25 protein-coding genes and 1 pseudogene are annotated in these 25878 nt (G+C 72.9%); 18 read left to right on the top strand and 8 right to left on the bottom strand.

Features of this window, described 5'->3' with window-relative positions; translation table 11 throughout:
• Positions 1 to 99: 99 nt before the first annotated feature.
• Positions 100 to 1332 (top strand): radical SAM family heme chaperone HemW, encoded by a 1233-nt coding sequence (hemW, locus tag ACFWBY_RS07245; protein WP_385344387.1) that lies wholly within the window; start codon positions 100 to 102, stop codon positions 1330 to 1332.
• A gap of 50 nt (positions 1333 to 1382) precedes the next feature.
• Here the strand turns inward: hemW and ACFWBY_RS07250 are convergent, their stop codons facing one another.
• The 3 genes from ACFWBY_RS07250 to ACFWBY_RS07260 form a co-directional block, all read right to left on the bottom strand.
• Positions 1383 to 1949 (bottom strand): hypothetical protein, encoded by a 567-nt coding sequence (locus ACFWBY_RS07250; protein WP_385344384.1) that lies wholly within the window; start codon positions 1947 to 1949, stop codon positions 1383 to 1385.
• Between the two features lie 108 nt (positions 1950 to 2057).
• Positions 2058 to 2858 (bottom strand): DUF3097 domain-containing protein, encoded by an 801-nt coding sequence (locus ACFWBY_RS07255; RefSeq protein ID WP_385344381.1) that lies wholly within the window; start codon positions 2856 to 2858, stop codon positions 2058 to 2060.
• A gap of 28 nt (positions 2859 to 2886) precedes the next feature.
• Positions 2887 to 3615, bottom strand: a complete 729-nt coding sequence (locus ACFWBY_RS07260; protein WP_385344377.1) for an MBL fold metallo-hydrolase — start codon at positions 3613 to 3615, stop codon at positions 2887 to 2889.
• A gap of 141 nt (positions 3616 to 3756) precedes the next feature.
• Between ACFWBY_RS07260 and hrcA the strand changes: the two genes are divergently transcribed.
• The 12 genes from hrcA to ACFWBY_RS07320 all read left to right on the top strand — a co-directional run bounded on the left by hrcA (position 3757) and on the right by ACFWBY_RS07320 (position 14645).
• Positions 3757 to 4776 carry a heat-inducible transcriptional repressor HrcA gene (gene hrcA, locus ACFWBY_RS07265; RefSeq protein WP_385344374.1) on the top strand — a complete coding sequence of 340 codons (1020 nt, stop codon included), beginning with the start codon at positions 3757 to 3759 and terminating at the stop codon, positions 4774 to 4776.
• Positions 4777 to 5916, top strand: coding sequence for a molecular chaperone DnaJ (dnaJ, locus tag ACFWBY_RS07270; RefSeq protein ID WP_385344371.1), 1140 nt, complete (start codon positions 4777 to 4779; stop codon positions 5914 to 5916).
• Positions 5917 to 6085: 169 nt separating this feature from the next.
• Positions 6086 to 7177 carry a nitronate monooxygenase gene (locus tag ACFWBY_RS07275; protein ID WP_385344368.1) on the top strand — a complete coding sequence of 364 codons (1092 nt, stop codon included), beginning with the start codon at positions 6086 to 6088 and terminating at the stop codon, positions 7175 to 7177.
• Positions 7174 to 7917, top strand: coding sequence for a 16S rRNA (uracil(1498)-N(3))-methyltransferase (locus tag ACFWBY_RS07280; protein WP_385344365.1), 744 nt, complete (start codon positions 7174 to 7176; stop codon positions 7915 to 7917). Before ACFWBY_RS07275 ends, ACFWBY_RS07280 begins: the two co-directional genes overlap by 4 nt.
• A gap of 238 nt (positions 7918 to 8155) precedes the next feature.
• Positions 8156 to 8515, top strand: coding sequence for a histidine triad nucleotide-binding protein (locus ACFWBY_RS07285; RefSeq protein WP_385344363.1), 360 nt, complete (start codon positions 8156 to 8158; stop codon positions 8513 to 8515).
• Positions 8516 to 8518: 3 nt separating this feature from the next.
• The gene (locus tag ACFWBY_RS07290; RefSeq protein WP_385344360.1) at positions 8519 to 9424 is read left to right on the top strand and encodes a ribonuclease Z; all 906 of its coding nucleotides are present in this window, start codon (positions 8519 to 8521) and stop codon (positions 9422 to 9424) included.
• Positions 9425 to 9614: 190 nt separating this feature from the next.
• Positions 9615 to 10748 carry a carbohydrate kinase family protein gene (locus ACFWBY_RS07295; RefSeq protein ID WP_385344357.1) on the top strand — a complete coding sequence of 378 codons (1134 nt, stop codon included), beginning with the start codon at positions 9615 to 9617 and terminating at the stop codon, positions 10746 to 10748.
• Positions 10749 to 10978: 230 nt separating this feature from the next.
• Entirely contained in the window at positions 10979 to 12025 is a 1047-nt protein-coding gene (locus tag ACFWBY_RS07300; RefSeq protein ID WP_385344355.1) for a PhoH family protein, read from the top strand.
• Positions 12026 to 12038: 13 nt separating this feature from the next.
• Positions 12039 to 12536, top strand: a complete 498-nt coding sequence (gene ybeY, locus ACFWBY_RS07305) for an rRNA maturation RNase YbeY (RefSeq protein ID WP_385344352.1) — start codon at positions 12039 to 12041, stop codon at positions 12534 to 12536.
• A complete protein-coding gene (locus tag ACFWBY_RS07310; RefSeq protein WP_385344350.1) occupies positions 12533 to 13846 on the top strand; it encodes a hemolysin family protein in 1314 nt (437 codons plus the stop codon). Before ybeY ends, ACFWBY_RS07310 begins: the two co-directional genes overlap by 4 nt.
• Positions 13843 to 14205 (top strand): MmcQ/YjbR family DNA-binding protein, encoded by a 363-nt coding sequence (locus tag ACFWBY_RS07315; RefSeq protein WP_385344347.1) that lies wholly within the window; start codon positions 13843 to 13845, stop codon positions 14203 to 14205. Before ACFWBY_RS07310 ends, ACFWBY_RS07315 begins: the two co-directional genes overlap by 4 nt.
• A gap of 83 nt (positions 14206 to 14288) precedes the next feature.
• Positions 14289 to 14645, top strand: coding sequence for a cytidine deaminase (locus ACFWBY_RS07320; RefSeq protein ID WP_385409634.1), 357 nt, complete (start codon positions 14289 to 14291; stop codon positions 14643 to 14645).
• 188 nt (positions 14646 to 14833) lie between these two features.
• Here ACFWBY_RS07320 and ACFWBY_RS07325 read toward each other — a convergent pair whose 3' ends face one another.
• A complete protein-coding gene (locus ACFWBY_RS07325; RefSeq protein ID WP_385338927.1) occupies positions 14834 to 16177 on the bottom strand; it encodes an MFS transporter in 1344 nt (447 codons plus the stop codon).
• A gap of 71 nt (positions 16178 to 16248) precedes the next feature.
• Here ACFWBY_RS07325 and ACFWBY_RS07330 point away from each other — a divergent pair, with 71 nt between their 5' ends.
• The 4 genes and pseudogenes from ACFWBY_RS07330 to era all read left to right on the top strand — a co-directional run bounded on the left by ACFWBY_RS07330 (position 16249) and on the right by era (position 20672).
• Positions 16249 to 17289: a GlxA family transcriptional regulator gene (locus ACFWBY_RS07330; RefSeq protein ID WP_385338930.1), complete on the top strand. Its 1041-nt coding sequence runs from the start codon at positions 16249 to 16251 to the stop codon at positions 17287 to 17289.
• 63 nt (positions 17290 to 17352) lie between these two features.
• Positions 17353 to 18789 carry a beta-xylosidase gene (locus ACFWBY_RS07335; protein WP_385338933.1) on the top strand — a complete coding sequence of 479 codons (1437 nt, stop codon included), beginning with the start codon at positions 17353 to 17355 and terminating at the stop codon, positions 18787 to 18789.
• Positions 18790 to 18905: 116 nt separating this feature from the next.
• Positions 18906 to 19217: pseudogene (locus ACFWBY_RS07340) on the top strand (WxL protein peptidoglycan domain-containing protein); the annotation flags it as partial.
• A 504-nt stretch (positions 19218 to 19721) separates the two neighbouring features.
• Positions 19722 to 20672: a GTPase Era gene (era, locus tag ACFWBY_RS07345; protein ID WP_385339077.1), complete on the top strand. Its 951-nt coding sequence runs from the start codon at positions 19722 to 19724 to the stop codon at positions 20670 to 20672.
• Between the two features lie 42 nt (positions 20673 to 20714).
• Here era and ACFWBY_RS07350 read toward each other — a convergent pair whose 3' ends face one another.
• From ACFWBY_RS07350 to ACFWBY_RS07365, 4 genes are all read right to left on the bottom strand, one after another.
• Positions 20715 to 21371, bottom strand: a complete 657-nt coding sequence (locus tag ACFWBY_RS07350; RefSeq protein ID WP_385338936.1) for a class I SAM-dependent methyltransferase — start codon at positions 21369 to 21371, stop codon at positions 20715 to 20717.
• A 165-nt stretch (positions 21372 to 21536) separates the two neighbouring features.
• A complete protein-coding gene (locus ACFWBY_RS07355; protein WP_385338939.1) occupies positions 21537 to 22358 on the bottom strand; it encodes a GNAT family N-acetyltransferase in 822 nt (273 codons plus the stop codon).
• Positions 22359 to 22385: 27 nt separating this feature from the next.
• The gene (locus tag ACFWBY_RS07360) at positions 22386 to 22655 is read right to left on the bottom strand and encodes a protealysin inhibitor emfourin (protein ID WP_385338942.1); all 270 of its coding nucleotides are present in this window, start codon (positions 22653 to 22655) and stop codon (positions 22386 to 22388) included.
• Positions 22656 to 22665: 10 nt separating this feature from the next.
• Positions 22666 to 23721, bottom strand: a complete 1056-nt coding sequence (locus ACFWBY_RS07365; protein WP_385338945.1) for a M4 family metallopeptidase — start codon at positions 23719 to 23721, stop codon at positions 22666 to 22668.
• A 374-nt stretch (positions 23722 to 24095) separates the two neighbouring features.
• Between ACFWBY_RS07365 and leuA the strand changes: the two genes are divergently transcribed.
• On the top strand, positions 24096 to 25859 hold the full coding sequence (gene leuA / locus ACFWBY_RS07370; RefSeq protein ID WP_385338948.1) for a 2-isopropylmalate synthase: 1764 nt from the start codon (positions 24096 to 24098) through the stop codon (positions 25857 to 25859).
• Positions 25860 to 25878 lie beyond the last annotated feature (19 nt).

The raw sequence follows: 25878 nt of genomic DNA on the forward strand, positions 1-25878 counted from the left end.
GACGACCGGCCTGCCCGGCAGGGCCAGGACCGGGCCGGGCCGCTCGGCCCCGCAGTCGGGGCGGCGGCGGGGGTCGTGGGGGTGCGGGACAATGGGGGTATGCCTTCCGCACTGCCCGATGGTGAACCCATGCCCGAAGACGGCTCGCTGCCGTCGCACGCCCTGGCGGGAGCCGGGGAGCGTCCGCTCGGGTTCTACCTGCACGTCCCGTACTGCGCCACGCGCTGCGGGTACTGCGACTTCAACACCTACACGGCCACCGAGCTGCGGGGTACCGGCGGCGTGCTCGCCTCCAGGGAGAACTACGCCGACACGCTGATCGACGAGGTCAGGCTGGCACGCAAGGTCCTCGGGGACGACCGCAGGGCCGTGCGGACGGTGTTCGTGGGCGGCGGCACGCCCACGCTGCTGCCCGCGGGGGACCTCGTACGGATGCTCGCGGCGATCCGCGACGAGTTCGGGCTGGCCGAGGACGCGGAGATCACCACCGAGGCCAACCCCGAGTCGGTGAACCCGGAGTACCTGGCGGAGCTGCGCGCCGGCGGCTTCAACCGGATCTCCTTCGGCATGCAGAGCGCGAAGCAGCACGTCCTGAAGGTGCTGGACCGCACCCACACCCCCGGGCGGCCCGAGGCGTGCGTCGCGGAGGCGCGCGCGGCGGGCTTCGAGCACGTGAACCTGGACCTGATCTACGGGACGCCGGGCGAGTCCGACGAGGACTGGCGGGCGTCGCTGTCCGCCGCCCTGGGGGCCGGGCCGGACCACATCAGTGCCTACGCGCTGATCGTGGAGGAAGGCACGCAGCTCGCGCGGCGGATCCGGCGCGGCGAGGTCCCGATGACGGACGACGACGTGCACGCGGACCGGTACCTGATCGCCGACTCCGTGATGGCCGAGGCCGGCTACTCCTGGTACGAGGTCTCGAACTGGGCCACGTCCGAGGCCGGGCGGTGCCTGCACAACGAGCTGTACTGGCGCGGGGCCGACTGGTGGGGCGCGGGACCCGGAGCCCACTCGCACGTGGGCGGGGTGCGGTGGTGGAACGTGAAGCACCCGGGCGCGTACGCGGCCGCGCTGGCGGAGGGACGGTCGCCGGGGGCCGGGCGTGAGCTGTTGTCCGCGCAGGACCGGCGGGTGGAACGGATCCTGCTGGAGCTCCGGCTCGTGGACGGCTGCCCGCTGTCGCTGCTCGCCCCCGCCGGTCTGGCCGCCGCCGGTCGGGCGCTGGCGGACGGCCTCCTGGAGCCGGGCCCGTACGAGGCGGGCCGCGCCGTACTGACGCTGCGCGGCCGCCTCCTGGCCGACGCGGTGGTCCGCGACCTGGTCGACTAGTGCCGCGCCGGGCGGCGTGACCCGGTGGACCTTCCCGGTCACAGCACCGGCTAGTAGCCCCAGCGGGCCTGGCTGCCGTCCTGGCGGCAGTAGATCATCCGGCCGTTCCCGGCGTGCGTGGAGCGGCCGATGTCCGCCTTGCGGCAGAACTGGCCCGCGTTGTAGCAGTTGCCCGCGTTGGAGACGATCTCGCACTCCGCGGCCGCGGGCGGGGACGGCGGCGCCGGGGCCTTGGTCGTCGGTTTCGGTGCGGGCTTGGTGGCCGCCCGGGTCGCGGGGGCGACGGGCGCCTTCTGGTCGGTGCCGGCGGCGGGGGCCGTGGTGGCCGGCGGGGCCGGGGCCTGCGAGGGGGCGGCCGACGGCGTCGGGGTGGGGGACGGAGTCGGTGTCGGGGAGGCCGTCGTCGGGGCCGCCGAGGTGAGGGAGGGCGGCGCGGGCGCCGCGGGCCCCTCGTTCGCGGCCGGACCGCAGGCGACGGCCGCGCCCGCCACCAGGAGGGCGACCAGGGCCCGCCGGATCCGGGCCCCGGGACGTATGCGGCCTCTCGGACCGTCGCTGTCGCTGCTGCTGCCGTCGGTGCTGTTGCCGTTCGTGCTCTTGCCGTCCGTGCTGTGCATCGGTGCCCCCACCTGAAAGCCAGTCAAAGGACGCACATCATATGAACGGCGGTCCGGCCGCGAGGGGTTTCGCCGCAATCGTGACCGACGGCCTTCTTCCCCCGCGCGCTACGGCGCGGTGACGTGGTCGATGAGGTGCTCCACCGCTCCCAGGAGGGTGGGCTCCAGGTCCTTGTACGAGGTCACGCGGGACAGGATGTGCTGCCAGGCGGCGCCGGTGTTCTCCGGCCACCCCAGCGCCCGGCAGATGCCCGTCTTCCAGTCCTGGCCGCGCGGGATCACCGGCCACGCCGCGATGCCCAGCGCGGACGGTTTCACCGCCTGCCAGACGTCCACGTACGGGTGTCCCACGATCAGGACGTGCGGGGAGGTCACCGACGCGGCGATGCGGGACTCCTTCGTGCCCGGCACCAAGTGGTCCACCAGGACTCCCAGGCGGGCGTCCGGGCCCGGGGCGAAGTCGGCGACCACCGACGGCAGGTCGTCGATGCCCTCCAGGTACTCGACCACCACGCCTTCGATCCGCAGGTCGTCACCCCAGACCCGTTCCACCAGCTCGGCGTCGTGGCGGCCCTCCACGTAGATCCGGCCCGCCCGGGCCACCCGGGCCCGCGCGCCGGGCACGGCCACGGAGCCTGACGCCGTGCGCAGCGGGGCGGAAGGGGAGCGGACGGGGCGGATGAGCGTCACCACCGCGCCGTCCAGGAGGAAGCCGCGGGGTTCGAGCGGGAAGACCCGCCGCTTGCCGAAGCGGTCCTCCAGGGTGACGGTGCCCGCCTCGCAGCCCACCACCGCGCCGCAGAAGTCCGCACCCGCCACCTCGACCACCAGGTCGGGGTCGGCCGGAACCTCCGGGACGGGCTTGGCGCGCTTCCACTGCGGGGTCAGGTCGGGGGAGTACTCACGCATCCGGCCGAGGGTAGGAGAGCGGGCGGGCTCAGGCGTCCGACACGCCGAAACGGGCCGCCAGTGTGGCGCGTTGCGCACGGACGAAGGCAGCGTCGACCACCGCTCCGTGACCCGGCACGTACAGTGCGTCGTCGCCGCCCAGGGAGAGCAGCCGGTCCAGCGCCGCCGGCCACTGGCGGGGCACGGAGTCGGGGCCGGCCTGGGGCTCGCCCGACTCCTCGACGAGGTCCCCGCAGAAGACGACCTCCCGGCCGCCGCCCGGGACGAAGACGGCCAGGTCGTGCCGGGTGTGGCCGGGTCCCACGTTGGCCAGCAGAACCTGTACCCCGCCCAGGTCGAGTGTCCACTCGCCCGAGACCAGGTGCCGGGGCACCACCAGCAGGTCCACCGCCTCGGCGGCCTCGGCCGGCGCCAGGCCGTGGCGGACCGCGTCGGCCCGCAGGTCGTCATGGCTGATGGAAAGCAGGGTGTCCAGGCCGACGGGACCGTACACCTCGGCCCCCGCGAACACCGCGCCGCCCAGAACGTGGTCGAAATGTCCGTGTGTGAATGCGATATGGGTCACGCGCCGGCCCGCCAGCCGCTCCGCCTCGGCCCGCACCAGGGCGCCTTCGCGGACGGAGGACCCGGGGTCGATCAGGAGGGCCGAATCGTCGCCCAGCACCAGTCCCACCGTGCAATCCCACACCGGCAGCCGCCGCCGGCCGGCCCGATCGGTGAGCCGTTCCCAGCCCGCCTCTTCCCAACGCGCGTCCATGCCGCGACGCTACCTTGGCGGGCCACCCTTGCTACGGGTACACCACCCCGCCGTACACTGACCGGGGGATCTCTGGCACTCGAACGCCCGGAGTGCCAACAGTCCGAACCGCGAACGACGGAAACGATGGAGGTGTGCGCGATGCTCAGCGAACGCAGACTCGAAGTGCTGCGCGCCATCGTCCAGGACTACGTCGGGACGGAGGAGCCGGTCGGCTCCAAGGCGCTCACCGAGCGGCACCGGCTCGGCGTCTCGCCCGCCACCGTGCGCAACGACATGGCCGTGCTGGAGGAGGAGGGCTACATCGCCCAGCCCCACACCAGCGCCGGCCGGATCCCCACCGACAAGGGCTACCGCCTCTTCGTCGACAGGCTGGCGGGGGTCAAGCCGCTGTCGACGCCCGAGCGCCGGGCCATCCAGAACTTCCTCGACGGAGCCGTCGACCTCGACGACGTCGTCGGCCGGACCGTACGGCTGCTCGCGCAGCTGACCCGGCAGGTCGCGGTCGTCCAGTACCCGAGCCTGACCCGGTCCACCGTCCGGCACGTGGAGCTGCTCTCGCTGGCCCCGGCCCGCCTGATGCTCGTCCTCATCACGGACACCGGCCGGGTCGAGCAGCGGCTCGTCGACTGCCAGACGCCCTTCACCGAGTCCTCGCTGGCCGATCTGCGGGCCCGACTCAACGCCCGCGTCGTCGGCCGCCGGTTCACCGACGTGCCGCCGCTGGTGCAGGACCTTCCGGAGTCCTTCGACTCCGGTGACGACCAGGCGACCGTCAAGGCCGTCCTGGCGACCCTCCTCGAAACGCTGGTGGAGGAGGCGGAGGAGCGGCTGATGATCGGCGGCACCGCCAACCTCACCCGCTTCGGACACGATTTTCCCCTGACGATCAGGCCGGTGCTCGAAGCGCTGGAGGAGCAGGTCGTGCTCCTCAAGCTGCTGGGCGAGGCCAATGAGTCGGGAATGGCCGTAAAGATCGGGCACGAGAACGCCTACGAGGGACTGAACTCCACGTCGGTCGTCTCGGTCGGCTACGGTTCGGGCGGCGAAGCAGTCGCCAAACTCGGCGTGGTCGGACCGACCCGCATGGACTACCCCGGAACGATGGGAGCGGTACGCGCAGTGGCACGTTACGTCGGACAGATCCTGGCGGAGTCGTAAGTGGCCACGGACTACTACGCCGTTCTCGGCGTGCGCCGCGACGCATCGCAGGACGAGATCAAGAAGGCCTTCCGCCGCCTCGCGCGCGAACTCCACCCGGACGTGAATCCGGACCCGAAGACGCAAGAGCGCTTCAAGGAGATCAACGCGGCCTACGAGGTGCTCTCGGACCCGCAGAAGAAGCAGGTCTTCGACCTCGGCGGCGACCCGCTGTCCTCCTCCGGGGGCGGCGGAGGCGCGGGCGGATTCGGTGCCGGCAACTTCGGCAACTTCTCCGACATCATGGACGCCTTCTTCGGCCAGTCCTCGCAGCGCGGACCGCGCTCGCGGACCCGCCGCGGCCAGGACGCCATGATCCGCCTCGACCTGGAGCTGGACGAGGCAGCCTTCGGCACCACCAAGGACATCCAGGTCGACACGGCCGTCGTCTGCACCACCTGCTCCGGAGAGGGCGCCGCCCCCGGCACCTCGGCGCAGACGTGTGACATGTGCCGCGGCCGCGGCGAGGTCTCGCAGGTCACCCGGTCCTTCCTGGGCCAGGTCATGACCTCGCGCCCCTGCCCGCAGTGCCAGGGCTTCGGCACCGTGGTCCCGACGCCGTGCCCCGAGTGCGCGGGCGACGGCCGGGTCCGTTCCCGCCGCAGCCTCACGGTCAAGATCCCGGCCGGTGTCGAGAACGGCACCCGGATCCAGCTCGCGGGCGAGGGCGAGGTCGGCCCCGGCGGCGGCCCCGCCGGCGACCTGTACGTGGAGATCCACGAGCTGCCGCACCCGACCTTCCAGCGGCGCGGGGACGACCTGCACTGCACGGTCACCATCCCGATGACCGCGGCGTCCCTGGGCACCAAGTGCCCTCTGGAGACGCTGGACGGCCTGGAGGAGATCGACATCCGGCCCGGCACCCAGTCGGGCCAGGCCATCCCGCTGCACGGCCGGGGCGTCACGCACCTGCGCGGCGGCGGGCGCGGCGACCTGATCGTCCACGTCGAGGTCACCACCCCGAGCAAGCTGGACGCGCAGCAGGAGGAACTGCTCCGCCAGCTGGCGAAGCTGCGCGGCGAGGAGCGGCCCACGGGCCAGTTCGCGCCGGGCCAGCAGGGGCTGTTCAGCCGCCTGAAGGATGCCTTCAACGGGCGCTGAGCAACCCGCGGACGTACCTGCGCGAACGCCTGCGAGCCCGGTCCGGGGATGCCCCGGACCGGGCTCGCGGCGCAGGTGGGGGCAGGTTCTCGCCGCTCCGGTGAAGGGGACTATGCCAGGCGAATGCCGTGATTCGGCGCCCTGAGCGGGACGTGGCACGATGCAGCTCATGTCCTCCGCACCGAACGGTCTCTTCGTGTACCCGATCGTGCAGGCTCCCATGGCGGGCGGCGCGTCCTGTCCGCCGCTCGCGGCCGCCGTGTGCGAAGCGGGCGGACTGGGCTTCCTGGCCGGCGGCTACAAAACCGCCGACGGCATGTACCAGGAGATCAAGCGGCTGCGCGCGCTCACCCGCCGCCCCTTCGGCGTGAACCTCTTCATGCCGCAGGCCGCCTCCGTGGACCCGGCCGCGCTCGAGGTGTACCGCGGGCAGCTCGCGAGCGAGGCCAGCTGGTACGAGATCTCCCTCGCGGAGGAGGACCTCCTCGGTACCTGCGACGACGGCTACGACGCCAAACTCGCCATCCTCATCGAAGACCCGGTCCCCGTGGTCTCCTTCACCTTCGGACTGCCCTCGCCCGCGGCCTTCACCTGCCTGCGCAAGGCCGGGACGTACACGATCGCCACCGTGACCTCGGTCGAGGAGGCCCGAGCCGCGCAGAGCGCCGGGGCGGACGCCGTCTGCGTCCAGGGCCTGGAGGCCGGCGGCCACCAGGGCACCCACCGCGACGACCCGCGGGCCGACGGCACGGCCGGCGTCGGCCTGCTCGCGCTCGTGGCGCAGGTACGGGAATCGGTGTCCCTCCCGATCATCGCGGCGGGCGGCCTGATGCGCGGCTCGCAGATCGCCGCGCTGCTCGCGGCGGGCGCGGAGGCCGCACAGCTCGGCACGGCGTTCCTGGCCTGCCCGGAGTCCGGCGCCGACCCGCTGCACAAGAAGGCGCTGACCGACCCGCTGTTCGTCCGCACGGAGCTGACCCGGGCCTTCTCGGGGCGGCCGGCCCGGGGGCTGGTCAACCGGTTCATGCGCGAGCACGGGCCGTACGCCCCGGCCGCCTACCCGCAGGTCCACCACCTGACCTCACCGCTGCGCAAGGCTGCCGCCGCGGCCGGGGACCCGCAGGGCATGGCCCTGTGGGCGGGCCAGGGGCACCGGCTGGCGCGGGCGCTGCCCGCCGGGGAGCTGGTGGAGGTGCTCGCGGCGGAACTCGCCGCCGCGCAGCACGCGTTGAAGACAATGCAGATGAGGAGTGCGTCATGACCGCCCCCGTGTTCGTGGTCGAAGAGGTCCCCGCGGGGCCGGAGTTCGTCCTGGACGGCCCCGAGGGCCGTCACGCGGTCTCCGTGAAGCGGCTGGCCCCGGGCGAGGCCGTCGTGCTCGCCGACGGCCGGGGCGGCTGGGCCGAGGCCGTGGTGAAAGCGGCCGAGGGCAAGGACAGGCTCGTGGTCTCCGTGTCCGGGACCTTCGAGGAGGCGGAGCCGGCCGTCCGGATCACCGTCGTCCAGGCCCTGCCCAAGGGGGACCGGGGCGAGGTCGCCGTCGAGACGATGACGGAGACCGGCGTCGACGTGATCGTGCCCTGGCAGGCCTCGCGCTGCATCACCCAGTGGCGCGCCGACCGGGGCGCCAAGTCCCTCGCCAAGTGGCGGGCGACCGCCCGGGAGGCGGGCAAGCAGTCCCGTCGGGTCCGCTTCCCCGAGGTCACGGAGGCCATGTCGACGAAGCAGGTCGCGGCGCTGCTCGCCGGGGCCGACCTCGCGGTGGTCCTGCACGAGGACCGGGACACCCCCTCGGGCGCCCTGGCGACGGCGCAGCTGCCCGCCGCCGGCTCCGTCGTGCTGGTCGTCGGCCCCGAGGGCGGGGTCTCCCCGGAGGAGCTCGCCGTGTTCGCGGCCGCCGGCGCGCACCCGTACCGGCTGGGCCCCTCGGTCCTGCGCACCTCCACGGCCGGCACGGCGGCCGCGGCGGTCCTGCTGTCCAGGACGGGCCGCTGGTCCTGACGGCCGGCGCCGCTCCCGACACCGCCGCTGCTCCCGACACCGGCGCCGCTCCCAACACCGGCGCTGCTCCCGACACCGGCGCCGGTCCTGACACCGGCGCCGCTCCTGACGCACTGCGGTCCTGACGCACTGCGGTCCCGACGGACCGCGGTCCTGACGCGCTGCCGGTCGCGGCCGGTCCGACCGGAGGCGGTGGATACGATGCGCGGAACCGATCACTGTCACGAAGGGCTCAGCAATGGCCGGGGAACCGCAGGCCGACTGCCTGTTCTGCAAGATCGCCGCGGGGACCGTCCCGGCGACCGTCGTCCGGGAGACCGAGACGACCGTCGCCTTCCGGGACATCAACCCGCAGGCGCCCACCCACGTCCTCGTCATCCCGAAGGCGCACTACCCCGACGCCGCCTCCCTCGCGGCCGCCGAGCCCCAGCTCGCCGCCGACGTACTGCGCGAGGCCGGCCAGGTCGCCGCCGACGAGCAGATCGCCGAACGCGGCTACCGGCTCGTCTTCAACACGGGCGCCGGCGCCGGCCAGGTCGTCTTCCACGCCCACCTGCACGTGCTCGGCGGCCGCGGCCTCGAGTGGCCCCCGGGATAAGCCGTGTCGGCCAGAGAGTTCGTCGTCCTGGGCACCGCCAGCCAGGTGCCCACCCGCCACCGCAACCACAACGGCTACCTGCTGCGCTGGGACGGCGAGGGCATCCTCTTCGATCCCGGCGAGGGCACCCAGCGCCAGATGCTCCGCGCCGGAGTGGCCGCGCACGACATCAACCGGATCTGCGTCACCCACTTCCACGGCGACCACAGCCTCGGTCTCGCCGGGGTGATCCAGCGCATCAACCTCGACCGGGTCCCGCACCCCGTCAGCGCCCACTACCCCGCCTCCGGACAGAACTTCTTCGACCGGCTGCGCTACGCCACGGCCTACCGGGAGACCGTTGAGATAGCCGAGGAACCGGTGGCCGGGGACGGGGTGCTGGCGCGGACCGGCTCCTACACCCTGGACGCCGTAAGGCTCTCGCACCCGGTGGAGTCCTTCGGCTACCGGGTCACGGAGCCCGACGGCCGCCGGATACGGCCCGAACTGCTCGCGCGGCACGGGATCAAGGGGCCGGACGTGGGCCGGATCCAGCGTGAGGGCCGCCTCGGTGAGGTCACCCTCGAAGACGTCAGCGAGCCGCGTCCCGGGCAGCGGTTCGCCTTCGTGATGGACACCCGGCTCTGCGACGGCGTCGAAACGCTCGCGGCGGGCTGCGACATGCTGGTGATCGAGTCGACGTTCCTCGACGAGGACGTCCGGCTGGCCACGGACCACGGGCACCTCACCGCCGGCCAGGCCGCAGCGGTGGCACGCGACGCGGGCGTACGGCACCTCGTGCTGACGCACTTCTCGCAGCGCTACACGGACCCCTCGGAGTTCGAGCGCCAAGCCCGTGCGGCCGGCTTCGAGGGCGAGCTCACGATCGCCGCCGACCTCGTGAGGGTTCCCGTGCCGAAGCGGGCCTGAGGGCGGACCCGGCACCGCCGCCGGAGCCGACCCCGCCTCCGGCCCGCCCCCTCCCTCCCGGGCGGTGATCTGCGTCACACTGGATTCCGGCTCCACCCGGGAGGGAGGGGCCGCGCGGCGGGCGTGTGCCAACCCCTTGGGAAGAAACGACCCGCCGCGAACGTCGACCCGATGCGTCGACCGGATGCCGATGCCAGCGAAACGCGCGCCGAACGGGGAGTACAACGTGAGCAGTCGCACCAGCCGGGACAGCCGTGCCGCCGCCGTGGACCCGCTCGGTCCGCTGCGCGATCCCCAGGGGCCCGGGTGCGACGTCTTCCTGACGGGCGCCGTCTTCCTCGACATCATCTTCACCGGACTCGACTCCGCCCCCGTGCGCGGCACGGAGTCCTGGGCGCGCGGCATGGGCTCCAGCCCCGGCGGCGTCGCCAACATGGCCACCGCCCTCGCCCGGCTCGGCCTGCACACCTGCCTCGCCGCCGCCTTCGGCGACGACCACTACGGCGAATACTGCTGGGACGCACTCGAACAGGGCGAGGGCATCGACCTGTCGATGTCACGGACCGTGCCCGGCTGGCACAGCCCCGTCACCGTCTCGATGGCCTACGAGGGCGAGCGCACGATGGTCTCGCACGGCCACGAGGCCCCGCCCCCGTCGGGCCCGGGCCCCTTCCCGCAGTGCCCGCCCCGCACCCGCGCCGCGGTGGCCTCGCTCGGCCTGGGCGGCGGCGAGCCGTGGGTGGCCGAGGCGGCCCGGGACGGGGCGCGGGTCTTCGCCGACGTCGGATGGGACGAGAGCGGGCAGTGGGACCTGGGCGCGCTGGCCGACCTGGAGCACTGCGAGGCGTTCCTGCCCAATGCGGGGGAGGCGATGGCCTACACGCGCACCGACTGTCCGCGCGCGGCGGCCCGCGCGCTGGCCGAGAAGGTCCCGATCGCGGTGGTGACCATGGGAGCCGAGGGCTCGTACGCGGTGGACGGGCGGACCGGGGAGACGGCGGAGGTCCCGGCGATCACGGTCGACGCCCTCGATCCGACCGGTGCGGGCGACGTGTACGTGGCGGGATTCCTCACCGGCACCCTTGCCGAGTGGCCGCTGGTGGACCGGCTCGCCTTCGCGGGTCTCACGGCCGCCCTGTCGGTGCAGGAGTTCGGGGGGTCGCTGTCGGCCCCCGGCTGGCCGGAGGTCGCCGCCTGGTGGCGCACGGCGCCGCGCGAGCTGCGCGGTCGGTACGGCTTCCTCGACGCGCTCGTCCCGCCGGACGCGGCCGCGGCCAGCAGGCGCCGGGCGGTGCCGACGATCGGCTTCCGGCAGCCGGCGTAGGGGGCCGGTGCAGAGCGCGGGACGGGGCGGGAGGGCCCCGGAACGCAGGGCGGGGGGTGCGGGGCGGGCCCCGGCGCGGGGGCCGCGCCCCGCCCCCGTACCCGGCCAGGGGTGGGAGCCTGTAAAACCCCTCGGGGATGCCGCGGCGGCGACGTACGCTTGGAAGTCCGGAGGCCGTCGATCGGCGCGGCCCCTCAGTGGGAGGTATGCGCAGGCCACAGTGCCGGCCCATGACTCAGACACCGACAGCCAAGACCCCCCCGCCGGGGCAGGCGCGAGCACACTTCACCGTCCCGGCAGCCCACCCGATGGTGTCCGTCCTCGGTTCGGGCGACGCCCTGTTGCGCGTGATCGAGAAGGCCTTCCCGGAGGCCGACATCCATGTGCGGGGCAATCAGGTCAGCGCGCTCGGCCTGGCGGCGGAAGTCGCTCTGATCCAGCGCCTGTTCGACGAGATGATGCTGGTGCTCCGCACCGGGCAGCCGATGACGGAGGACGCAGTGGAACGCTCGATCGCCATGCTCAAGTCGAGCGGCAACGGCGAGGGACCGGACGAGACGCCCGCGGAGGTGCTCACCCAGAACATCCTCTCCAGCCGCGGCCGCACCATCCGCCCCAAGACCCTCAACCAGAAGCGGTACGTCGACGCGATCGACAAGAACACGATCGTCTTCGGCATCGGCCCGGCCGGAACCGGCAAGACCTACCTCGCCATGGCCAAGGCGGTCCAGGCCCTGCAGTCCAAGCAGGTCAGCCGGATCATCCTGACCCGTCCCGCCGTGGAGGCCGGCGAGCGCCTCGGCTTCCTGCCGGGAACGCTCTTCGACAAGATCGACCCGTACCTGCGCCCGCTCTACGACGCGCTGCACGACATGATCGACCCCGACTCGATCCCCCGCCTCATGGCAGCGGGAACCATCGAGGTGGCCCCCCTGGCCTACATGCGTGGCCGCACCCTCAATGAGGCGTTCGTCGTCCTCGACGAGGCGCAGAACACCAGCCCCGAGCAGATGAAGATGTTCCTGACCAGGCTCGGCTTCGAGTCGAAGATCGTCATCACCGGTGACGTCACCCAGGTCGACCTGCCGGGCGGTACCAAGAGCGGTCTGCGCCAGGTCCAGGAGATCCTCGAAGGGGTACCGGACATCCACTTCTCGCGGCTCACGTCCGACGATGTCGTCCGGCACAAGCTGGTCGGCCGTATCGTCGACGCGTACGAGAAGTACGACGACAGCCAGGACGCGAAGCAGTCCCGGAACGGCTACCAGCGGAAGTAGAACCCAGCGCACCATGTCGATCGACGTCAACAACGAGTCCGGAACCGAGGTCGACGAGCAGGCGATCCTCGACATCGCCCGCTACGCGCTCACCCGGATGCGGATCCACCCGCTCTCGGAGCTCTCCGTCATCGTCGTCGACGAGGCGGCGATGGAGCAGCTCCACATCCAGTGGATGGACCTGCCCGGGCCCACCGACGTCATGTCCTTCCCGATGGACGAGCTGCGTCCCCCGTCGAAGGACGACGAGGAGCCCCCGCAGGGGCTCCTCGGTGACATCGTGCTCTGCCCCGAAGTGGCGAAGCAGCAGGGCGCGGACGCGCCCACGCGGCACTCCATGGACGAGGAGCTCCAGCTCCTGACCGTCCACGGGGTGCTGCACCTGCTCGGCTACGACCACGAGGAGCCGGACGAGAAGGTCGAGATGTTCGGCCTCCAGGCGGCCATCGTCGACGGCTGGCGCGGTGAGCGCGGCGTGACCGGCCCGTCCCCGGCACCGACCGTCTCGTGACCGGCGCACCTCAGCTGATCACCGGGGCCGTCCTGCTCGTCGTGGTGGCCTGGTTCGCCGCGTGCGCCGAGTCCGGGATCGCCCGGATCTCCGCCTTCCGCGCCGAACAGGCCGTACGGGCGGGCCGGCGCGGCAGTGCGAAGCTGGCCCAGGTCGCCGCCGACCCCACCCGCTACGTCAATGTCGCGCTGCTGGTCCGGGTCACCTGCGAGATGGCGGCGGGCGTGCTCGTCACCTACATGTGCCTCGACGAGTTCGGGGAGAACTGGACCGCGCTGCTCGTCGCCATCGCCGTGATGGTGCTCGTGTCGTTCGTGGCGGTCGGCGTCTCGCCGCGCACCATCGGCCGGCAGCACCCGCTGAACACGGCGACGGCGGCCGCGTACGTCCTCGTACCGCTCGCGCGCGTCATGGGTCCGATCCCGCAACTGCTGATCCTCCTCGGCAACGCGCTCACGCCCGGAAAGGGTTTCCGCAAGGGGCCCTTCGCCTCCGAGGCCGAGCTGCGCGCCATGGTCGACCTGGCCGAGAAGGAATCGCTGATCGAGGACGAAGAGCGCCGGATGGTGCACCAGGTCTTCGAGCTGGGCGACACCCTCGTGCGCGAGGTCATGGTGCCCCGCACCGACCTCGTCTGCATCGAGCGGTACAAGACGATCCGTCAGGCGACCACGCTCGCGCTGCGTTCGGGTTTCTCGCGCATCCCGGTGACCGGCGAGAACGAGGACGACATCGTCGGCATCGTGTACCTCAAGGACCTGGTCCGCAAGACGCACATCAGCCGCGAGACGGAGGCCGACCTGGTCTCGACGGCGATGCGGCCGGCGGTCTTCGTGCCGGACACCAAGAACGCGGGCGACCTGCTGCGCGAGATGCAGTCGGTACGCAACCACGTGGCGGTCGTCATCGACGAGTACGGCGGTACGGCCGGCATCGTCACCATCGAGGACATCCTGGAAGAGATCGTCGGCGAGATCACCGACGAGTACGACCGTGAGATCGCGCCGGTCGAAGAGCTGGGCGCGGACCGCTACCGGGTCACCGCCCGCCTGGACATCACCGACCTCGGTGAACTGTTCAAGGTCGACTCGTTCGACGACGAGGACGTGGAGACGGTCGGCGGCCTGCTCGCCAAGGCGCTGGGCCGGGTGCCGATCGCGGGCGCTTCGGCGCTGGTGGACCTGCCGGACGGGCGGCCGCTGCGGCTGACCGCCGAGTCCCCGGCGGGACGGCGGAACAAGATCGTGACGGTGCTCGTGGAGCCGGTGGTCGCCACGGTGGGCACGGGCGAAGGCGAGGAGGGCGAATGACGCCGGCGGAGCTGCGCGACTTCTGCCTGGGCTTCAACGCGGCGGTGGAGGAGTTCCCCTTCACCCCGGAGACCTCGGTGTTCAAGGTGCTGGGGAAGGTGTTCGCCCTGACCGCCCTGGACGCGGAACCGCTGAAGGTCAACCTCAAGTGCGAACCGGAACTCGCGGTGCGGCTGCGCGAGGAGCACGAGGCGATCGTCCCGGGCTGGCACATGAACAAGCGGCACTGGAACACGGTGACGGCGGGCGGGCCCGGGGCTCTGCCCGACGCGCTGGTCCGGGAGCTCGTGGAGGACTCGTACGACCTGGTCGTCGCGGGTCTCCCGCGGGCCGAGCGGCTGCGGCTCGACCGGCCGTAGCCCCGCACCGCGGGCCGGGGCCGCGGCGTGCGTCCGCGGGGTCGTCGTGCGACCCCGCGGACGCGCTCCCTATGCTTCGGGCTATGACCGAGAGCACCGGGATCGACCCCGAAGACAGCAAGATCATCACGCTGGCGCGCAGCGCCCGGGCCCGCAACGGCGTGCCCGAGGGGGCGGCGGTCCGGGACGAGACCGGCCGTACGTACGTCGCCGGAACCGTCGAGCTGGACTCCCTGAAGCTGAGCGCCCTCCAGACGGCCGTCGCCATGGCGGTGGCCAGCGGCGCCCAGTCCCTGGAGGCGGCCGCGGTCGTCAGCGCGGCGGACGCCCCCGCCGACGCCGACCGCGCGGCGGTCCGCGACCTCGGCGGCCCGGACACCCCGGTCCTGTTGGCCGGCCCGGACGGCACCCTGAAGTCCACCACGGCGGCGGGAGCCTGAGCCCTGCGGGGGTGCGGGGGCGGGTCGTCGTGACCTGCCCGGCGCCCGTCCGCCGGCTCCGGGGGTGACCGGAGCCGGTCCCGCAGGTCGATGCTCGGGCTGCTGCCGTATCCAGGTCCGCGGGAGGGAGGCCGTCCCGGTGTGGCCGATGCGCCCGACCCGCTGCGGCATCGGGCAGGTCGGGCCCGTCAGGCCGTGGCGGCCTTGGCGGTGGAGCGCCGGCGGATGACCATCGCCATCAGCGCGGCCATCGCGCACAGCGCGCCCGACGCGTACCAGACGGGGTCGTAGGAGCCGAAGGCGTCGCGGGCCAGGCCCCCGAGGAAGGCCACCGCCGCCGCGCCGACCTGGTGCGAGGCCAGGACCCAGCCGAAGACGATGGCGCCGTCCTCGCCGTAGTGCTCGCGGCACAGCGCGATCGTCGGCGGGACGGTCGCGACCCAGTCCAGGCCGTAGAAGACGATGAAGAACACCATCGGCGGGTGCACGGACGGGGCCAGCAGCATCGGGAGGAAGAGCAGCGAGACCCCGCGCAGGGCGTAGTAGACGGCGAGGAGCCGGCGCGACTCGAAGCGGTCCGTCAGCCAGCCGGAGAACACGGTCCCGATCACGTCGAACACGCCGATCACCGCCAGCAGCCCGGCCGCCGCCGTCACCGGCATGCCGTGGTCGTGGGCCGACGGGATGAAGTGGGTCTTGACCAGGCCGTTGGTGGACGCTCCGCAGATCGCGAAGGTCCCCGCCAGCAGCCAGAAGGGGCCGGTCCGGGCCGCCTTGGCGAGCACGGTCACCGCCCGGCGCGCGGCTCCCGGGACGGGGGCCGGCTTGGCCGCGTAGGTGCCCCCGTACGGGGCGAGTCCGAGGTCTGCCGGGTGGTCGCGCAGCAGGAGCCAGACGAAGGGCACGACGGCGAGGGCCGCCAGGGAGACGGTGACCGACGCCGGGCGCCAGCCGTGGTGCTCGACCAGCCAGGCCAGCAGCGGCAGGAAGACCAGCTGTCCGGAGGCGCCGGCGGCGGTCAGGATGCCGGTGACCAGGCCGCGGCGTGCGGTGAACCAGCGGTTGGTCACCGTCGCCGCGAAGGCCAGCGCCATCGAGCCGCTGCCCAGGCCGACCAGGACGCCCCAGTACAGGACCAGCTGCCAGGAGGCGGTCATCCAGACCGTGGCCACCGAGCCGCCGGCTATGACGGTCAGCGCGACCGCGACGACCTTCCGGATGCCGAAGCGGTCCATCAGCGCGGCCGCGAACGGCGCGGTGAGCCCGTACAGCGCGAGGTTCACGGAGACGGCGAGGCCGATCGTGCCGCGCGACCAGTCGAACTCCTCGTGCAGCGGTTCGATGAGCAGCCCGGGGAGGGAGGCGAAGGCGGCCGCGCCGATGATCGTCACGAAGGCGACGGCCGCGACGAACCAGGCGCGGTGGACGCGGTGCGGCCGCCGGGGCGCGTCGGCGGGCGTTTCGGCGGGTGCGTCCGCGGGCGCGGGCGTGGAGGCGGGGGAGGGGCCGGGGCCGGGGGCTGTTTGCGTCACGACGACAGTTTCCGGTCGGCGGAGCCCCGTACGACAGTGGCCTGACCGACACCCTTCGATATGATCGGGCCATGGAGACTCGCACGCACCGTGTCGTCGTCCTCGCGCTCGCCGGGCTGCTGCCCTTCGAGCTCGGGATCCCGCACCGGATCTTCGGCCGGGCCAAGGACAGCGCCGGACGGCCGCTGTACGAGATCCTCACGTGCGCGATCGCCCCCGGAAGGGTGCCCACGGACGCCGACTTCGACATCCGCGTCGAGCACGGCCCTGAACTGCTGGCCACGGCCGACACGGTGGTGGTCCCCGCCTCCTACGAGCTGGGCCCGGTCCACGACGAGGGCCGGCTCACTCCCGAACTCGCCGCCGCGCTCGCGCACATCAGGCCCGGTACCCGGCTCGTCTCCATCTGTACGGGCGGCTACGTGCTGGCCGCCGCCGGGTACCTGGACGGCCGCCGGGCCACCACCCACTGGGCATCGGCGGGCCACTTCCAGCAGATGTTCCCGGCCGTGCTCGTCGACCCGGGCGTGCTCTACACCGACGACGGGGACGTGCTCACCTCGGCCGGAGTCGCCGCCGGCATCGACCTGTGCCTGCACATCGTGCGCCGCGACCACGGCGTGGCCGTCGCCAACGACGTGGCCCGGCGCACCGTCGTACCGCCGCACCGCGAGGGCGGACAGGCACAGTTCATCGAGCGCCCGGTGCCGCAGCCGCAGCGGTCCGCCACCACCGCGGCCCGCGCGTGGGTGCTGGACCGGCTGCACGAGCCGCTGCGGCTGACCGACCTGGCCCGGCAGGAGTCGATGTCGGTCCGGACCTTCACGCGCAGGTTCCGCGAGGAGTCGGGGCTCAGCCCCGGCGAGTGGATCGTCGGGCAGCGGGTGGAGCGGGCCCGCTCGCTGCTGGAGCAGACCGACCTGCCGATGGAACAGGTGGCGCGCGAGGCGGGTTTCGGGACGGCGCAGTCGCTGCGCAAGCACGTGCAGGCGGCGATCGGGGTGAGCCCGTCGGCCTACCGGCGGACGTTCCGGGAGACCTCGGCAGGCCCAAGTGGCCTCACCCTCCCATCTCCTGATGGGACATCAGTCGCTGCGGGGTCCGTGCATTGACTTATCCCGCCGCCCGCTCGTGAATGACCCCCAGTCGGGGTACGGGATCGCAGGGGGCGGGCAGTGCGGACATCGGCGCGGAGCAGGGGATGGTCGGCGGCCGTCGGCGTGGCGGCGCTGGCAGCCGCCGCCGGGGGCGCGCTGAGCCCGCCCGCCGCCGCCGAAGGGGAACCGCCCGCCGGCCGAGTGCCCGGGCAGGTGACCTTCCCGACGCACTGCCTGCCGCCCCAGGAAGCCGGCCTGCCGCCCGCCGACGGCCCCACCACCGCCCGGATCACCGTCGACGACCCGACGCCGCGCGTGGGCGACACCGTCACCGTGACCTACCAGGTGACCCGGACCCCGGCCGTGAACCCGCTCGCCGTCGACCTGCCCGCCGACGTGCTCACCCCGACCGGCCGGATCGTGCTCGGGGGCGCGCAGAGCGGCGAGGTCACGGTCGTCGGAGCCAAGCGCAACGACCCCGTCAAGGCGGGCGAGGCGCTGCCCGCCGTCACCATGACGGGCACCTTCACCGTCACCGCGCCCGGCGAGATCACCCTGGCCCCGGGCGGCTACACGCTGCACACCGGCCACCTGCTCGACCTCGACACCACCTGCGCGGCCGCCGCGACCCCGGATCCGGATACGCATCCCTCACCGAACCCGAACCCGAACCCGAACCCGAACCCGAACCCGAACCCGTCGCCCGAGCCGCCCGCGCCCGCGTCTCCGGTCGCGCAGCGGATCACCGCGTCCCCGCTGCCGACGGCCAACCTCCGGTCGGTCGCGCTCGCCGCCGCCGCGGGCGGACCGGGCGCCAAGGTCAAGGTCATGGGCGCCGGCTTCGTCCCCGGTGCGGCCGTCACCGTGGCCGGTCGGGCGGGAGCGGCCGAAACCGCGGACCGGGTGTCGGCGAGGGCCGACGAGCTGGGCGTCGTCCTGGCGGAGCTGGCGGTCACGGACAAGGCGACCACCGCCGTCGTCGCGTACGAGGGCGCGGCCTGGTCGCCCACCCAGGGCTCCGGGCCGGCCGCGTACACCGTCATCGGCGCCGCCCCGCCGGCGCCGGGCACCCTGGAGGTGACGGCGGTCGTGGAGCCCGGCGCACTGGGCCTGACGCAGGACGGCGCGGCCGTGACCCTGAGCGCGGTCCCGTACGGGGACGGCGGCGCGGCGGCCGGCCGGATCGGCACCGTCACCGTCAAGGACGCCCGGGGCGGCCCTGCCGGGTGGTCGCTGATCGGCAAGGTCACCGATTTCACGGGCGCCGGCGGTGTCCGCATCCCCGGCGCCTCCCTGAGCTGGACCCCGTCGTGCACGGCCGCGCCCGGCAGCCCGAGCGCGTGTACGCCGGGCAGCGCGGGCACGGTCGGACCGGACGGGGCGGTACTGGCCTCCACCGGGGACGCGGCGCTCACCGGGGGCACCTTCACCATCGACGCGGCCGTCGCCCTCCAGGTCCCCCCGTACACCCCGCCGGGCGCCTACACGGCGGTGCTGACCCTGACCCTGTCGTGACGACCGCCCGCGCGCGGGCCGCGGCGGGGACGGTCCTGGCGCTCCTCGCCGGGTTCGCTGTCCTGTTGCTCGGCGCGGCCGGACCCGCCACCGCCGCCGACAACGGGCAGTGGTCCGTGCTGCCCGCTGCCAACAAGCTCGGGCAGCGCCCCTACTTCTACCTCTCCGCCGCCCCCGGGCAGACCGTCACCGACTCCGTCACCGTCGCCAACCGCACCGACCGGCCCCGCACCTTCCGCCTCTACGCCGCCGACGCCTACAACACCGCCCGCGACGGCGGTTTCGCCCTGCGCGGCCCCGACGAGCCGCGCACCGCCACCGCCGCCTGGACGAAGCTCGACCGGGAGCGGATCACCGTCCCGGCGAAGACCGCCCTCAGCGTCGGGTTCACCCTCGCCGTCCCCGACCGGGCCGAGCCCGGGGACCACCCCGGAGCCGTCGTCGCGCTGGAGGACCGGCCGGCCGGCACGGCAGCGCAGGGCATCGGCGTGCAGCAGGCCGTCGCGGCCCGGGTCTACCTGCGGGTCACCGGGCCCACCGCCCCCGCCCTCGCCGTCGAGGACCTCCGCGCCACACCTCGCGGCGCCGGCGGCGCGGAGATCACGTACACCCTCCGCAACCTCGGCAACGTCACCCTGCGCCCCCGCGCCGTCCTCACCGCCACCGGCGCACTCGGCCGCCCCCTGCTCTCCCGGACCCTCACCGGGCTGCCCGCCGAGCTGCTGCCCGGTCAGGAAGTCCGGCTCGAAGCCCGCTGGGAGGACCCGCCCGCGCTGGAATGGACGCAGGTCACGGTGGCGGCCGGAGCCGAGGGGGCCACCTCCCGGGCCGCCGTCGGACATGCCGCCCATCCCGCCCTGAACGGGCTGCTCGGGGCCGCTCTCGCCCTCGTGGCGGCGGCCTGGTCGGCGCTGGGAGCCGCATCGGGGAGAATGGCCCGTATGAGCGATCGTTCCCCCGAGACCACCAGCCCGCACCGTGCGGGCTTCGCCTGCTTCGTCGGCCGTCCCAACGCGGGGAAGTCGACCCTGACCAACGCGCTCGTGGGTACCAAGGTCGCGATCACCTCCAACCGGCCGCAGACCACCCGCCACACGGTCCGCGGCATCGTGCACCGCCCCGACGCCCAGCTCGTCCTGGTCGACACGCCCGGCCTGCACAAGCCGCGCACCCTGCTCGGCGAGCGCCTGAACGACGTCGTGCGCGCGACGTGGACCGAGGTCGACGTCATCGGCTTCTGCCTGCCCGCCGACCAGAAGCTCGGCCCCGGCGACAAGTTCATCGCCAAGGAGCTCGCGGGGATCAAGAAGACCCCCAAGATCGCCATCATCACCAAGACCGACCTCGTCGAGTCCAAGCAGGTGGGCGAGCAGCTCATCGCCGTGCACCAGCTCGCCGAGGAGCTCGGCTTCGAGTGGGCCGAGATCGTCCCCGTCTCGGCGGTCGGCGACAGCCAGGTCCAGCTGCTGGCGGACCTGATCGCACCGATGCTGCCGAAGAGCCCGCCGCTGTACCCCGAGGGCGACCTCACCGACGAGCCCGAGATGGTCATGGTCGCGGAGCTGATCCGCGAGGCCGCACTGGAAGGCGTACGCGACGAGCTCCCGCACTCCATCGCGGTCGTCGTCGAGGAGATGATCCCCCGGGAGAACCGCCCGGCGGACCGCCCGCTGCTCGACATCCACGCGAACCTCTACATCGAGCGGCCGAGCCAGAAGGGCATCATCATCGGCCCGAAGGGCGCCCGCCTGAAGGAGGTCGGGATGAAGTCGCGCAAGCACATCGAGGCCCTGCTCGGCACCCCGGTCTTCCTCGACCTGCACGTGAAGGTCGCCAAGGACTGGCAGCGCGACCCCAAGCAGCTGCGCAAGCTCGGCTTCTGACCTCGTGAGGCCCCTGCCCCGGCAAGATCCGAAAGGGATCGCCTAGGGCAGCCGCCGCACCTTCACCGCGTTGTCCGTACGGGTCCCGGGCCGGCCGTCAGGCTGGTTCTGGACCCGTACGTGTTCCTCCGCCAGGAGCACCTCCCAGGCGCCGGTCTCGAGCTCCAGCCGGGCGAGGACCTCGCCGGGGGTCGGCATGGCGATCTCCGGGCGGTCCTCCTGCCAGGGGGCCCAGCCCGCGTGGCCGACGACGAGGAGCATCCCGCCGGGGGCCACGGCCGCGGCGGCCCTCCGCAGGATCCGCTCGCGCGGGAAATCGCCGAAGGTGTGCAGGAAGCACGCGGAGACCAGGTCGTACTCCCCGGCCGGGAAGGACTCCGCGAGGTCGTGCCGCTCCCACGAGGTGCGCTCCGCGACACCGGCGTCGGCGGCGTGCGCCGCCGCCCGCTCCAGGGCGACCGAGGAGATGTCCGTCCCGGTGACGTGCCAGCCCCTGCGCGCGAGCCACACGGCGTCGCCGCCCTCTCCGCAGCCCAGGTCTAGGGCGCGCCCCGGAGCGAGCGAGGAGACCTCCCGCGCCAGGGCCGCATTGGCTTCGCCGCTCCAGATCTTCTCGCTCTCGCGGTAGCGGGCGTCCCAGTACTCCTCGCCCGCGAAGCCGGCGGACTCGGGGAACCGGTGGTGGTGCTCGTGCGACATGGCGGCCTCTTCCGGTCGGTGCGGTTGCCTGCCCCCGATGCTCGGGCCGCCCGCCCCGGCTCGCCAAACGACGTTGCCGTTCCGGCAACCCCGCCCTGTGAACCGCGCCGTCAGAACCGTTCCGTCGGAACCGCGCTCAGAACCGCGCCGTCCGGAATCGGAATATCACAGGGGGCGGTCCGCGATCAGGGCCGTGCCCGCCGGGCGGAAGCCGAGGCGGGCGTAGAGGCGGGCCACGTCCTCGTCACCCGCCGAGAGGAAGACCGTGCGGGCCCCGCGGGCCAGGGCGTCCGCGACCAGGGCAGCCGTCACCCCGAGGGCCAGGCCCCGGCGGCGGGCCGACGGGAGGGTGCCGACGCCGACGACCTCGGTGACGTCACCGACCGGGTTGTGCTGGCCGGAGCACAGGACCACGCCGTCGCGCGAGGCCGCCGCCAGGGCGGTGCGGCCCGACGCGATCATTGCGGAGACCCGGACCCGGCGGCCTTCCGAGGCCGGGTCCCGCTCCGCCACCGCGAGCTCCGCCGGGCCCGCCTCGCCCACCGCCGTGCCGGGCGCGGCGAAGGCCAGCATCGGCACTGTCACCGCCGCGCGCAGCAGCGGGTCGGCCGCGCCGAGTACGCGTACGTCGGGATGCACGGGGAGGCGTACCGCGGAAGGGTCGAGCACCATCAGCGGGTGGGCGTGGACCTGGAGCCCGGCGGCCTCCGCCGCGGCCCGCAGGGAGGGGGTGGTTTCGGCCACCCACTCGAAGGTCTCGGGGACCTTCAGCTCCCGCTGCCGGGCCAGCACCCGCTCCACGTCGGCCGGCGAGACGCCGCCGGCCGAAGCGCCGCCGAGCGCGGGCCGCGCGTAGTACGGCCAGCCCGCGCCCTCCTGGACGAACAGGGTCAGCGGACCGAAGTCCTCGGTGCGGGCCCCGCCCACCCGGGGTGCCGCGTCGTAGTAGCGCTCCAGCTCGGGCAGGCAGTCGGAAGTCGTAGTCATCCGGCCATCCAAGCAAGCGGTCCGCGGCTAAGCACCTTCTTTCAGGACGCGCGAGATCAGCGAGCGCTGCGCCTCCGTCAGGTGCGGGTCACGGCAGAGCACCGTCCGCCCGTCCACGGTGATCCGGTAGGAGAACCCGTCCCGGATCCGGTCCGCCGGATCCCCCGGTGGGCCGGGCCGCAGGGCCCGCTGGGCCATGGCCTGCCACTCGGCCTCCTCGGCGAGGCCCGAGGTGTCCACCTCGGCCCGTCGCTCGATCCCCGCGAAGCCGCCCGTCCGCACCACCTGAATCCGCATGACCGCCCTCCTACCCCACCCCGACCGCCGACCACGCCTTCTGGAGCGCCTGGTGTTCGGCGCCGCCCTCCCCGTACCGGGACACGGCCGAGGTGACGGTCAGGGCGGCGAACTCGGCGAAGTCGGCCCTCGGGCCGAGCTGCCCGCCGGTCAGCGTGTCGTACCAGATCCGCCCGGCCCGCTCCCAGGCCTTGCCGCCGAGCTCGGTGGCCACGATGTAGAAGGCGTGGTTGGGGATGCCGGAGTTGATGTGCACTCCACCGTTGTCGCGGGAGGTGCGGACGTAGCCGTCCATCGTCGCGGGCTGCGGGTCCTTGCCGAGCTCGTCGTCCTCGTACGCCGTCCCGGGGGCCTTCATCGACCGCAGGGCGGAGCCGCTGTCGACGGACGGACCGAGCAGCCCGGCGCCGATCAGCCAGTCGGCCTCCTCGGCCGTCTGGTCCAGCGAGTACTGCTTGATCAGGGAGCCGAAGACGTCGGACATGGACTCGTTGAGCGCGCCGGACTGGCCGTAGTACTCGAGGTTGGCGGTGTACTGGGTGACACCGTGGGTCAGCTCGTGCCCGATGACGTCGACGGAGACGGTGAAGTCGAGGAAGAGGTCCCCGTCGCCGTCGCCGAAGACCATCTGGCTGCCGTCCCAGAAGGCGTTGTTGTACAGCCGGTCGTAGTGGACGCTGGCGCTCAGCGGCAGGCCGGCGTCGTCGATCGAGTGGCGGCCGAAAGCCTTGAGGTACAGCTCGAAGGTGGCCCCGAGCCCGGCGTAGGCACGGTTGACGCTGGCGTCCTTGCTCGGGTCGCCGCCCTCGCCGCGGACCTTCTTCCCCGGCAGCCGGGTGTGGTGCTGCGCGTCGTGAATGGTCCGTTCGGGGGTGTCGGGGGCCGCCTCTCCCGGGGAGGGGAGGACCGCCATCAGGCGCCGGACGCGGTGGGAGGCGTCCAGCTCGAGGGTGCGCCGGGCGGCGGCCGCGCGGGCGGCGTCCTCGGACCGGGCGATCTTGTCCAGGAGGTGTGGGGGCACCACGGTGCAGAAGGCGGGGTGGCGGTGGGCGTGCGAGGCATCCATCCCGGCAATCTGGCAGCGAGTGATCGGAATGTCACTAGCGGCCACCATGATTCATTCGGTTGTCTGAAAGTGGCCGCGCCGCGTTGACGGATCACCCGGGCCCGGGGCGGGTCTCGCACGGGCGGGCGAGGCTTAGCTCACAAAGGGTACAAAACGGACCTGCCGGTCTTGCATACTGAAACAGGTCCCGGATTACGGGGCGGCTCGGTTAGGCTCGGCCCATCATGCGTTTCGGGCTGCTTCTCCTTAGCTGCCGCGGCGAGGGCCTGTAGTCGTAGGCCGACCCCCTCCCCGCGGAGTTTGGTGTTGCGGTTTTGCGACCGTCGTCGGCCGTCCCAGCGAACTACACGCGGACACGCGAGGAGCCCTACGTCATGAGCCAGCACACTTTTGTCGGTCGCCCCACGCCCATCACGAACGCGACCCACACCCAGAAGCCCTCCGGGATGCCGATCCACAAGTACGGCTCGTACGAGCAGGTGGACATCCCCGACCGCACCTGGCCCGAGGCCCGCGTCACCAAGGCGCCCCGCTGGCTGTCCACCGACCTGCGCGACGGCAACCAGTCGCTGATCGACCCGATGACCCCCGCCCGCAAGCGCGAGATGTTCGACCTGCTGGTGCGCATGGGCTACAAGGAGATCGAGGTCGGCTTCCCCTCCTCCGGCGAGACCGACTTCGCCTTCGTGCGCTCCATCATCGAAGAGGGCGCGATCCCGGACGACGTCACCATCTCCGTACTGACCCAGGCCCGCGAGGACCTGATCGAGCGGACCGTGGAGTCGCTGGCCGGCGCCAAGCGCGCCACCGTTCACCTGTACAACGCGACCGCGCCGACCTTCCGCCGGGTCGTCTTCCGCGGCTCCAAGGAGCAGATCAAGCAGATCGCCGTCGACGGCACCCGCCTGGTCATGGAGTACGCCGACAAGCTGCTGGGCCCGGAGACCACCTTCGGCTACCAGTACAGCCCGGAGATCTTCACCGACACCGAGCTGGACTTCGCCCTGGAGGTCTGCGAGGCCGTCTGCTACGTGTGGCAGCCGTCCGAAGGCCGCGAGATCATCCTGAACCTGCCCGCCACCGTGGAGCGCTCGACGCCCTCCACGCACGCGGACCGCTTCGAGTGGATGGCCCGCAACCTGACCCGCCGCGAGCACATCTGCATCTCCGTGCACCCGCACAACGACCGCGGCACGGCCGTGGCCGCCGCCGAACTGGCCCTGATGGCCGGCGCCGACCGCATCGAGGGCTGCCTGTTCGGCCAGGGCGAGCGCACCGGCAACGTCGACCTGATCACGCTGGGCATGAACCTGTTCTCGCAGGGCATCGACCCGCAGATCGACTTCTCCCAGATCGACGAGATCCGCCGCACCAGCGAGTACTGCAACCAGATGGAGGTCCACCCGCGCCACCCCTACGCGGGCGACCTGGTCTACACCGCCTTCTCCGGCTCCCACCAGGACGCCATCAAGAAGGGCTTCGACGCCATGGAGGCCGACGCGGCCGCCCAGGGCAAGACCGTGGACGACATCGAGTGGGCGGTCCCGTACCTGCCCATCGACCCCAAGGACGTCGGCCGTTCCTACGAGGCCGTCATCCGGGTCAACTCGCAGTCCGGCAAGGGCGGCATCGCGTACGTCCTGAAGAACGACCACAAGCTGGACCTGCCGCGCCGCATGCAGATCGAGTTCTCGCGGATCATCCAGGCGAAGACCGACTCCGAGGGCGGCGAGGTCACCCCCAAGGCGATCTGGGACGTCTTCCAGGACGAGTACCTGCCCAACCCCGAGAACCCCTGGGGCCGCATCCAGCTGCGTTCCGGCCAGACCACCACCGACAAGGACGGCACGGACACGCTGACCGTCGAGGCGGTCGTGGACGGCGTGGACACCGTGCTGAACGGCACCGGCAACGGCCCGATCTCGGCCTTCTTCGACGCACTGGCCGGCATCGGCATCGACGCCCGCCTGCTGGACTACACCGAGCACACGATGAGCGAGGGCGCCTCCGCCGTCGCCGCCTCGTACATCGAGTGCGCGATCGACGGCCGCGTCCTGTGGGGCATCGGCATCGACGCGAACACCACCCGCGCCTCCCTGAAGGCGGTCATCTCCGCCGTCAACCGCGCGGGCCGCTGAACCCCGTCCGGCTGATCCC

The organism is Streptomyces sp. NPDC060049, assembly GCF_042736715.1.
Classification (GTDB): domain Bacteria; phylum Actinomycetota; class Actinomycetes; order Streptomycetales; family Streptomycetaceae; genus Streptomyces.

Excerpts from the sequence above, each read along its gene's own strand:
- hemW (WP_385344387.1), top strand. The coding sequence starts at position 100 with ATGCCTTCCGCACTGCCCGATGGTGAACCCATGCCCGAAGACGGCTCG.
- ACFWBY_RS07250 (WP_385344384.1), bottom strand. The coding sequence starts at position 1,949 with ATGCACAGCACGGACGGCAAGAGCACGAACGGCAACAGCACCGACGGC.
- ACFWBY_RS07255 (WP_385344381.1), bottom strand. The coding sequence starts at position 2,858 with ATGCGTGAGTACTCCCCCGACCTGACCCCGCAGTGGAAGCGCGCCAAG.
- ACFWBY_RS07260 (WP_385344377.1), bottom strand. The coding sequence starts at position 3,615 with ATGGACGCGCGTTGGGAAGAGGCGGGCTGGGAACGGCTCACCGATCGG.
- hrcA (WP_385344374.1), top strand. The coding sequence starts at position 3,757 with ATGCTCAGCGAACGCAGACTCGAAGTGCTGCGCGCCATCGTCCAGGAC.
- ACFWBY_RS07275 (WP_385344368.1), top strand. The coding sequence starts at position 6,086 with ATGTCCTCCGCACCGAACGGTCTCTTCGTGTACCCGATCGTGCAGGCT.
- ACFWBY_RS07280 (WP_385344365.1), top strand. The coding sequence starts at position 7,174 with ATGACCGCCCCCGTGTTCGTGGTCGAAGAGGTCCCCGCGGGGCCGGAG.
- ACFWBY_RS07285 (WP_385344363.1), top strand. The coding sequence starts at position 8,156 with ATGGCCGGGGAACCGCAGGCCGACTGCCTGTTCTGCAAGATCGCCGCG.
- ACFWBY_RS07295 (WP_385344357.1), top strand. The coding sequence starts at position 9,615 with ATGCCAGCGAAACGCGCGCCGAACGGGGAGTACAACGTGAGCAGTCGC.
- ACFWBY_RS07300 (WP_385344355.1), top strand. The coding sequence starts at position 10,979 with ATGACTCAGACACCGACAGCCAAGACCCCCCCGCCGGGGCAGGCGCGA.
- ybeY (WP_385344352.1), top strand. The coding sequence starts at position 12,039 with ATGTCGATCGACGTCAACAACGAGTCCGGAACCGAGGTCGACGAGCAG.
- ACFWBY_RS07315 (WP_385344347.1), top strand. The coding sequence starts at position 13,843 with ATGACGCCGGCGGAGCTGCGCGACTTCTGCCTGGGCTTCAACGCGGCG.
- ACFWBY_RS07320 (WP_385409634.1), top strand. The coding sequence starts at position 14,289 with ATGACCGAGAGCACCGGGATCGACCCCGAAGACAGCAAGATCATCACG.
- ACFWBY_RS07330 (WP_385338930.1), top strand. The coding sequence starts at position 16,249 with ATGGAGACTCGCACGCACCGTGTCGTCGTCCTCGCGCTCGCCGGGCTG.
- era (WP_385339077.1), top strand. The coding sequence starts at position 19,722 with ATGGCCCGTATGAGCGATCGTTCCCCCGAGACCACCAGCCCGCACCGT.
- ACFWBY_RS07350 (WP_385338936.1), bottom strand. The coding sequence starts at position 21,371 with ATGTCGCACGAGCACCACCACCGGTTCCCCGAGTCCGCCGGCTTCGCG.
- ACFWBY_RS07355 (WP_385338939.1), bottom strand. The coding sequence starts at position 22,358 with ATGACTACGACTTCCGACTGCCTGCCCGAGCTGGAGCGCTACTACGAC.
- ACFWBY_RS07360 (WP_385338942.1), bottom strand. The coding sequence starts at position 22,655 with ATGCGGATTCAGGTGGTGCGGACGGGCGGCTTCGCGGGGATCGAGCGA.
- ACFWBY_RS07365 (WP_385338945.1), bottom strand. The coding sequence starts at position 23,721 with ATGGATGCCTCGCACGCCCACCGCCACCCCGCCTTCTGCACCGTGGTG.
- leuA (WP_385338948.1), top strand. The coding sequence starts at position 24,096 with ATGAGCCAGCACACTTTTGTCGGTCGCCCCACGCCCATCACGAACGCG.